The following is an 8,924-nucleotide window of genomic DNA, read 5'->3' on the forward strand; positions in this document are numbered from 1 at the left end:
CTCATCAAAAAATGCTGAGTCAGTACCAAGCAGTGAGTGTTATCTTAAATAAAAATATTCTACAATAAAGTTCAAAATTCCGTCATTTAATGTGGGAAAATTCGACCATGAGAACAAAGTCTACGCTTGAACAATGGCATACGTTAGCAGAAGTAGAACGGTGTGGCAGTATACAGGCGGCAGCGCAAAGTATGAACAAGAGCCATACAACCTTGCTGTACTCAATTAAGAAACTAGAGACCCAATTAGGCGTATCACTGGTCGAGTTGAAGGGGCGAAGAACGGTGCTTACTGAAAATGCTAAAGTGTTGTTGCGCCGAGCGATTCCCATGGTGGAGCAAGCTAGAGATCTTGAAATACTCAGCAAGCATTTATCAGAAGGGATTGAGCCGGAAATAACCATTGCGATAGACCACCTGTGCAATAGGGATTGGCTGTATCAGCCTATGCGTCAGTTTTTAGAAGAGAACAGCTTTACATCAGTACAGGTTAAGGAAACATCGCTATCATCTACTACCGAAGCCGTTACTCAGCAATGGGCTGATATATCCATAGTTCCTTTGCCTGTAGAAAATCACCTAGCTGAAGCCTTCGCTACAATTACGATGATCCCTGTAGTGAATAAGTCCCACCCGTTGGCACAGAAAACTTCCGTTTGTAACGAAGACTTACAGGCCGTAACGCAGATCGTAGCGCGTGATTTAGGTAACAATACCAAAGGGCAGAACGTTGGTTGGCTCAAGGCCCAGCGTCGCATCACTGTCGATAACTTTGACCATGCATGGCAGGCAGTAGTCAGTGGCCTTGGATTTTGCCGAATTCCCGATCATCGTTTAGCTCAATACGATACCAGTCAAATTGTGCGGCTGCCATTAGTGGGAGGAGAGCGCTATCAGGTTCCATTACATCTAGTCGCACCCAAAGGCACTCGTACAGGTCTCGCTGCAAGGCAACTTTATGACTTGTTGCTTCTAGATGCAAAAAAACGACTAGGGCGCTGATAAGTCATCGGTATTAAGCATAAGGCTACAGACCCATGCTCGTAATCTCCCAGAAACGTTCATCTTGTAACAGTTTTCGTCCAAACTCACATTTGCATATTTATTCCAAAGCAACAGACATGAAACCTGACTGGAATGTACTTATAGGTTTGGTTGCTGATCAACAGAAGGAAATGAATCGCTATACAATTCAAGAAAAAAGAGCTCAACTTATTGAAGGGTCGAGCCTTTGTTACTATCACTTATCTGTTATTGCTATCGCTTCAATCTCTACTAATGCATCTTTTGGCAGTCGTGCAACTTCAACACATGAACGAGCGGGTGGGTTATCAATACCAAATACTTCTTCGTACACTTCATTGAAAGCCATAAAGTTGTTCATATCAGATAAGAAGCACGTTGTTTTTATCACGTTCTCCAAACTTGAACCACTTTCATCCAATATTGCTTTAAGGTTTAGTAACGATTGCTTTGTCTGCTTTTTGATACCACCAGATACAAATGACATTGTTTCTGGATCTAAAGGAAGTTGACCAGAGGTATAGATAACACCATTATGAGCAATGCCTTGTACATATGGGCCGATAGCTGCGGGAGCTTGCTCTGTATGGATTTTAGTCTTCATGAATTTCTCCTTATACTTATTGGCAATCTACCGAAGCAGAATGCCAATAAATCACTTTTGATTAAACGCCAGATTTTTTCAGGTAAGACGACATTTCTACTTCTGGAACCATACCGCCACCTGTTGCCCAAACCAGATGGGTGGCATTACTCATAATTGTATCGTCGAATTGCATTCGTTCTCTATAGTCACTGTCATTCGTTACCACTACAGGCCCCATCATGCCTGCTAGTGCTGAAGGCTCGAGTTGGATATCCTCAGACTTACTCAGTTGACCCAGTAAGCGATACATACGCTCATCAGTGACAGTGAAATAACCATCCAATAATCTTTCCATCGCTCTGCCGACAAAACCCGAAGCGCGACCTACAGCCAGACCGTCAGCAGCGGTAATATTATCAATACCAATATCCTGAACACTTATTTCATCGTGGAGTCCGGTATGAACACCGAGCAACATACATGGAGAATGTGTTGGCTCAGCAAAAATACAGTGAACATTGTCTCCAAAAGCCATTTTAAGGCCAAATGCAACACCACCGGGGCCACCGCCAACACCACACGGTAAATAAACAAATAGAGGATGCTGTGCGTCTACTATGATACCTTGCTCGTTAAACTGCTTCTTTAGGCGTTCTCCAGCAACCGAGTAACCTAAGAACAAAGTTTGAGAGTTTTCATCATCAATGAAAAAGCAAGTTGGGTCATTTTCAGCTTCTTTGCGGCCCTGCGCTACCGCAACACCGTAATCTTGTTCATACTCAACAACATTAACGCCATGAGAACGAAGTTTGTTTTTCTTCCACTCTCTTGCATCAGCAGACATATGCACAGAAACAGAAAAACCTAATTTGGCGCTCATAATCCCAATAGACATCCCGAGATTTCCGGTTGAACCTACTGCAATACTGTATTGCTTAAAGAAATCACGAAATTCTTCGCTAAATAACTTGCTGTAATCGTCTGACTCGGTAAGCAATCCAGCTTCCATAGCAAGCTTTTCAGCGTGGGTCAGGACTTCATAGATGCCACCGCGAGCCTTAATGGAGCCAGAAATCGGTAGGTGGCTGTCTTTTTTAAGTAGTACTCGACCTTGTATTTGAGTGTCATACTCATGTTCAAGCACTTTTTGCATTTCTGAGATAGCAACCACTTCAGATTCAATGATGCCACTCGTTTCCGCTGTCTCCGGGAACGCTTTGACAAGATAAGGAGCAAACCTTTTGAGCCTGTCACTTGCGTCCTTAATGTTCTCTACACCAAGCCCAACGTAGGGCAGCCCTTCTTCAAGACTAGTGATGGATGGATTAAACCAAGATATCTCTTTAAGCTCGATAAGCTCTTTTACTAGCGGATACTGTTCGGTAAGTTGATTGATATTAGTAGTCATCATAATACCTTGTTGTTATACGATATAAGATAGTAGGAATGTGCCAGCCAGAGCTACGAATGATGCAATAAAGGTAGCTGACGTATAGTATTTGAAAATCTCGGTGATAGAAGCACCGCAGTATTGTTTTACAAGCCAGAAAAGAGAATCGGTTACAATGGTACAGCCGATTGCGCCTGAACCAATGGCAAGCGTAATGATTTCTGGACTAATGTCGGGGTAAAGCGGTAGTAGTGGTGCCACAATGCCTGTCGCGCCAAGCATCGCTACAGTAGCAGAGCCCACGGCGGCGTGAAGAATGATAGCAACCAACCAAGCAAGTAGAATTGGATGCATGTCTAGGTTCGACAGTATTTGAGCAAGCACATCCGCCAGACCACTACCTTTCAGAATGCCATTAAATGCGCCACCTGCACCTATAATGAGCAAGATATTAGCAATGGATGAAAATGCGCCTTCAGTTTCACTGAGTAACCTTTCCATACCCATATTTTGCTTGATACCAAACGTGTAGTACGCCACAAACGCGGCGATAAACATTGCAGTGATAGGGTTTCCGATAAACTCCAATGTTGTGTAAAGCGCTGTTCCATGCTCCATATTCAGCTCTGCTGCGGTTTTCATCAGCATTAAGAAGATTGGCAGAAGTACAGTAAACAGGGTTGCACCAAGCGAAGGTAATTCCGATTCTTCTTTCACATGAAGAGAAGTGAACTCTTCTGGTACATTTTTAAATGGTAATCGGGAACCCAGCACCTTTAAGAAAAGTGGCCCACCAATGAGCGAAGCAACCAAACCTATTGCCAGACCATAAACAATAACTGAACCAATATCTGCACCAAGTTCATTAGTCACATACAGTGCTGCCGGGTGTGGTGGAACAATACAGTGGACAGCCATCAATGCCGTACATAGAGGTATTGCCAAGTTCAGTAGGGATGTGTTGGTCTTCTTTGCGATAGAGAATGCTAGTGGGATGAGGAGTACAACACCTACTTCAACAAAAAGAGTAATACCACAGACCAAGCCAATAAGTACCATGATTACTTCTGGAGATAGCCAGCGTATTTTCTGCAAAGTAATACCAATGCGTTCAGCAGCACCAGACACTTCCATCATTTTGCCAAGTATGGTTCCGAGACCAATAACTGTAGCCAAGAAGCCAAGAGTTCCACCAATTCCGCTTTCAATGGCATTTACCATCTCTAAAGGTTGCATGCCCATCGATGTGCCAACGAAAAAGCTAGCTAATAGCAATGCAAGAAAAGGGTGTAATTTGAAACGTACAATCGAAAAAACGATCATGATTATACTGAGGATGAGGGTACCGATGATCCAGATGTTAGAATCCATGTTCAGACCTTTATGTTTGTTTAATTTCCTGCACATTAAACAGAGCGGTGTCGGATGTGACAAACGATGAATAATCACCTTCACATGAACTAGATTTAAACAACTGCGTGATCTAAGTCGCTTAAAGAAAAAATACCCCCCCAATACGTGTAATTTCTTCACAAGTATACTCTAGTATGGACTGTAGGTAACACGCCTGAGTATCCAGCTAGAGTTTCAATATGTACACGAAAGACAATATTTTTATTAAGCAGAGCTGTCTCAATAGCTTCCAGCTTTCAAAGCTACACACATTTGAAGTTGCCGCTAGGCATAGTTCTTTTTCCTTAGCTGCGAATGAACTGTCACTAACACCGAGTGCAATATCCCATAGGATCACCAAGCTTGAAGAAGAGATTGGAATTAAACTTTTTGAGCGAACTCACAGAAAAATAACGCTTACCGAGGAAGGAGAGCGAATCTATCAATCTCTAAAAAGAACATTGAATGATCTTAATCAAGAAATTTTCGATGTTAAAAGTGGTGATGTATCAGGGCCACTTACCGTATATTCTCGTCCATCTTTCGCGCAGTGCTGGCTGGTTCCCCGCATTCACTCTTTTAAGGAGCGTTACCCGTCAATAGATTTAAAACTTCTAACAGGAAACGAAAACATTAACTTTCAGGGGTATGGTATTGATGCGGCTATATATTTTGATGATCACATGCCAGATAAACTATTTTGCCAAGAGATATTCTCCGAAACGATTATACCCGTCTGCACAAGTGAATATGCCAAGCAACATGATCTAACTAGAACTATTCAAAATTTACGCAATGCCACGTTACTCCACGACAATCAGGCATGGGATTATGATTCAAATGAGGACGAATGGAAGACATGGGCAAAAGCCAACCACCTTGAAGGTGTAGAAGATATATCTAGTATTGGATTTGACCGTTCAGACCTAGCTGTGATAGCAGCAATTAACAATGCTGGTGTTGCTATGGGGCGATTTAGCCTAGTAAATAAGCGACTTTTGTCAGGCGAACTAATTACTCCATTTCCCGGAACCGAAGTGCTTTGCAAGCAGAAGTACTACGTAGCCACATTGCCAAATAAGCACACTCAAAAGGTTAAGCTTTTCATAGAGTGGTTGGGGGCGCAAACGCAATAATTAAGGAATGCATATTACACCGTCTAAAGTGAAGTATTATGCGTACGGATGGCGTGATAGGTTTGTTGATGAATGAACGAAATTGTCCAGAACCTTTCATTATCGGCATCTCATAGCGAGGTGCCATTTGTCATTTTAGGATACCAAAAGTAATCTGAAGGGTAGAAACCGCGCGAAGCTTGTAAGAAGGTTCTGTCCAAAACCTTCTCAAAAATGGTTCAGAAATCTTGTGAACACCAAGCGATTTTGTCATATGTTCGTATTTTATAGGGCTAAGAAAGAAAATATGCCGTAGCCCTCAGCCCTTATAAATAAAAGGCTGAGGGCTCACATTGGACTTTTCGCTGAAATGGGCGCAAAACCCCATGATCAAATCTATAAATAGCATGATGATGGATATGCTAGCTGCTATCGCGAGAAAAGATTACCAAGATCGCCGCCGCCGTCAGGCTGAAGGAATAAAGAAAGCCAAAGAGGAAGGGAAATACAGAGGGCGGCAAGCCGATTCAGAACTACACGAAAAAATCTATCAGCTACGAGTAGTCAACAAGCTGAGTATCAGTGATACCGCCAAACTTACCAATGTTTCAGGTCGTACAGTAATACGGGTTGCTAAAAAGTTGGCAAGTGAGCGTTCAGCGGGGTAAGAAGCTTAGCGTACGTTTTCGTTCCATTGGGCTTCAGACCCCGTGATGTACTCAATGCTCCATTCTCCTGTTGAAGTTTGGCAAATTGCCATCTCAACCGGATGGAAGCCGCCTTCTTCCGCGCTGTATGTTTTATCACGAAAGTTAAACACCAGATAACGGCTGGTGGTCAGTGCTTCATTAGTCAGTAAATAAGTGGTCAGTTGCTCACTTAACAGCTTATGCAGTTTCTTAGACACAGGTAATAATGATGCTGTGAAGTTTAATTTGGACATAGTGGGTCCTCCTTGTTTCAGGATTCAAATAAGAAATAACAGAGTGAGAGTTATTGGAACGTGCCGACTATCGTCAGTTGCACGTCATCAAAGACATTGCGAGAAAGGTGGCGAGCAAAGGCTTTCATCCATACCGAGAGTAGCTCTTGTACTTCAGGATGGGATAAATCAGTGCTTCCCACATCGGGTTGATAGCACCAGCGATTAGCCAGATGAAAGTACAACTCAGGCTCAACGGTTGTGCGGCTGTCATCGGGATAAGAGAAGCTGGCAAAGAACACCACCAGCCAAGGGCTTGAAGCTGACTCACGTTTAAACTGTACCTCTATCGGATGCAAACCTTGTCGATGTCGGTAGTAACTCATTTGGCGGCAGTTCAGTACGAGTCGTTCAGCGTTCTCTGGGAGAGTGTATCGATTCAAAAGTGCTTCCAGTGACGAATGTAAAGCATCATCAATAGAAAGCTCACCATAATGTTGCTCAATCATAACCAACCTCTTTCAGCAAATGAGGTGCAGGTATCGCCTGTCACGATATGGTCGAGAACGCGAACATCCACCAGCGCTAATGCATCTTTGAGTCTTTCTGTTATGCGTCTATCGGCTTGAGACGGCGTTGAGTCACCGGATGGATGATTATGGGCAAAGATTACCGCTGCGGCATTCACTTCTAATACCGCTTTCACCACTTCTCGCGGGTAGACGCTGGCCGCGTCCACCGTTCCCTGAAACAGCTCTTTAAACTCAATCAGTCGGTTTTGGTTATCCAGTAGTAATAAGGCAAACACTTCACGCTCATAGCTGCCGAGCTTACAGCGCACATACTCTTTGGTGGCATCAGGATTGGTTAGGGCGTCACCACGCACGTAGCGCGTAGCCAGTATCTCAGCGGCATGCTCTAGGATTTCATTTTCCTGATAGCGTTGCTGCTTTTGGTAATCGGAAGTTTTGGGATTCATTTCAAGCTCCTGTCGGAATCAATGATGGGGTTTCACATTGATGACATATGCCTGAATATTTTTGGATTTAATGAGGAAAGAAGGTGACGTAAGGGGTAAGGCAGTATGATAGAGTCGTTTGGTGATTAAATGTACACATTTGTTGCAATTCTGGAACAGCTATTGCTGACATAACTACAGTCCGAATGTTTGTTAGTTTTTATTGTTAGCCAAAGTCAGGAAGTTCTTGATTTTGTGACTGTTGGTCTCTTTCCCCAACAAACTTAGCGTATCTCTTAACAACAGACTCTTGAGAACTGAAAATATGGATATGTGCCTTCTTAGCCAACTTAGTATTTAGTTTTTGTACCATTGTTAAGTTCACTTTAAGTGTTCCATTTGGGTATTTGTTCGAGCTGCTGATTATCAATGCATATTTAGGTGATAATGGGTAATAAAGGTCACACTCATTAATTGAAACTTGTTTTATTTCATCAGTAAGTGATTCATGCACGTTTATAACTGGTTGATCACTGGTGATAAATGGTTCTTCAGTATGGTTAGTTAACATGCAGTAGTTGTCAAAATGATTGCTTTGGTAAAGGGATGCACCAAAATTCTCACCAATTAGGTAGTTACTGAACCATCTACATTCCGTTGAGATTTTTGCTAAATACTGTTGGTTGTCGTGCTTCTTTGGGAGGCGGTTAGTTATTACATTAGCGGTGGATCTGAATGATTTGGTTCTAGCGAATTGATGTCCAAGAAAATGACAAAAATGGATAAAGTGATTTTCATTGTCTAATACTGATAATCGACCTTTAGCTAGTTTTGATATTACAGGCTTAGCTCGTTCCTCGAGTGCGGTATACTTATTCTCTAGCCAATTTTCTTTGGCAGCCTTTATCTCCTGTTGAACTTCAATTGAAGTTTTACCGTACTCTTCGACAAATTGTTCAAGACGCTGAAGAGTTAGGAACTCCTGCAGCAATCGCAGGTGTTCTTGTTCTGTTTCTGGTGAGCTAAGAGCCGCTACAGCTTTAAGACAAGCTATATGGTCGTTGGTCAAATGCTGGACTTTGTAAAAGAATTTCTCTTTTGCGACCAATTTGGTGCTTTCATGTATAACTTTGCCTTTTGCAGTAACAAACCATACTTTTTTGGAGTTTGACCAGTTCCTAAGGTAATGAGCCCAAACATAGTGATGTTCTTTCTTGATTTGTAGGTGCTTAGGTAAACTTACTTGCAACTTTCTCTACCTTATTTATCAGTTTCCATCTTGTGGTTTAGATGCATGGTGTATTTTACTTCATTTTAACTTTTAATGTATGAGCTCCGTACAAAGGTTTGTTACAGCACTTGTTTTTGACGACACGTATTAACTACTTGGCTGATTACGGTAAAAAAATACCATCTAGATTGAGAGGCGATCAATTCGCCTCTCTTTTTGTATAGAGAAAACCCCCAGCTAGGCTGGGGGTTCCGTAAAGCTTTCAGCTATAAGTCAGTTATAAAACCCCTTTCAATTTGTTAAAACAC

The 8,924-nt window shown here is 42.4% G+C and carries 8 protein-coding genes and 2 pseudogenes; 3 read left to right on the top strand and 7 right to left on the bottom strand.

Features of this window, described 5'->3' with window-relative positions; genetic code table 11:
- Nucleotides 1–107: 107 nt before the first annotated feature.
- Nucleotides 108–1,001, top strand: a complete 894-nt coding sequence (locus tag B5D54_RS11015) for a LysR family transcriptional regulator (protein ID WP_078926600.1) — start codon at nt 108–110, stop codon at nt 999–1,001.
- A gap of 238 nt (nt 1,002–1,239) precedes the next feature.
- Here the strand turns inward: B5D54_RS11015 and B5D54_RS11020 are convergent, their stop codons facing one another.
- The 3 genes from B5D54_RS11020 to dsdX all read right to left on the bottom strand — a co-directional run bounded on the left by B5D54_RS11020 (nt 1,240) and on the right by dsdX (nt 4,369).
- The gene (locus B5D54_RS11020; protein WP_078926601.1) at nt 1,240–1,626 is read right to left on the bottom strand and encodes a RidA family protein; all 387 of its coding nucleotides are present in this window, start codon (nt 1,624–1,626) and stop codon (nt 1,240–1,242) included.
- 61 nt (nt 1,627–1,687) lie between these two features.
- Entirely contained in the window at nt 1,688–3,019 is a 1,332-nt protein-coding gene (dsdA, locus tag B5D54_RS11025) for a D-serine ammonia-lyase (protein ID WP_078926602.1), read from the bottom strand.
- 12 nt (nt 3,020–3,031) lie between these two features.
- The gene (dsdX, locus tag B5D54_RS11030; RefSeq protein WP_078926603.1) at nt 3,032–4,369 is read right to left on the bottom strand and encodes a D-serine transporter DsdX; all 1,338 of its coding nucleotides are present in this window, start codon (nt 4,367–4,369) and stop codon (nt 3,032–3,034) included.
- Nucleotides 4,370–4,590: 221 nt separating this feature from the next.
- Between dsdX and dsdC the strand changes: the two genes are divergently transcribed.
- Together dsdC and B5D54_RS11040 are read left to right on the top strand one after the other, a co-directional pair.
- The gene (dsdC, locus tag B5D54_RS11035) at nt 4,591–5,526 is read left to right on the top strand and encodes a DNA-binding transcriptional regulator DsdC (RefSeq protein ID WP_078926604.1); all 936 of its coding nucleotides are present in this window, start codon (nt 4,591–4,593) and stop codon (nt 5,524–5,526) included.
- A gap of 365 nt (nt 5,527–5,891) precedes the next feature.
- Nucleotides 5,892–6,173: pseudogene (locus tag B5D54_RS11040) on the top strand (recombinase family protein); the annotation flags it as partial.
- A 41-nt stretch (nt 6,174–6,214) separates the two neighbouring features.
- Here the strand turns inward: B5D54_RS11040 and B5D54_RS11045 are convergent.
- The 4 genes and pseudogenes from B5D54_RS11045 to B5D54_RS11060 all read right to left on the bottom strand — a co-directional run.
- Nucleotides 6,215–6,448: pseudogene (locus B5D54_RS11045) on the bottom strand (DUF2787 family protein); the annotation flags it as partial.
- A 50-nt stretch (nt 6,449–6,498) separates the two neighbouring features.
- Complete coding sequence (locus B5D54_RS11050; protein ID WP_078926606.1) at nt 6,499–6,936, bottom strand: DUF2787 domain-containing protein; 438 nt, start codon at nt 6,934–6,936, stop codon at nt 6,499–6,501.
- The gene (gene radC / locus B5D54_RS11055; RefSeq protein WP_031852557.1) at nt 6,933–7,406 is read right to left on the bottom strand and encodes a RadC family protein; all 474 of its coding nucleotides are present in this window, start codon (nt 7,404–7,406) and stop codon (nt 6,933–6,935) included. Before radC ends, B5D54_RS11050 begins: the two co-directional genes overlap by 4 nt.
- Before the next feature lie 205 nt (nt 7,407–7,611).
- Nucleotides 7,612–8,634 carry a DUF4238 domain-containing protein gene (locus tag B5D54_RS11060; RefSeq protein WP_078926607.1) on the bottom strand — a complete coding sequence of 341 codons (1,023 nt, stop codon included), beginning with the start codon at nt 8,632–8,634 and terminating at the stop codon, nt 7,612–7,614.
- Nucleotides 8,635–8,924: the final 290 nt, after the last annotated feature.

It is taken from the genome of Vibrio cincinnatiensis DSM 19608 (assembly GCF_900167345.1).
Taxonomy (GTDB): domain Bacteria; phylum Pseudomonadota; class Gammaproteobacteria; order Enterobacterales; family Vibrionaceae; genus Vibrio; species Vibrio cincinnatiensis.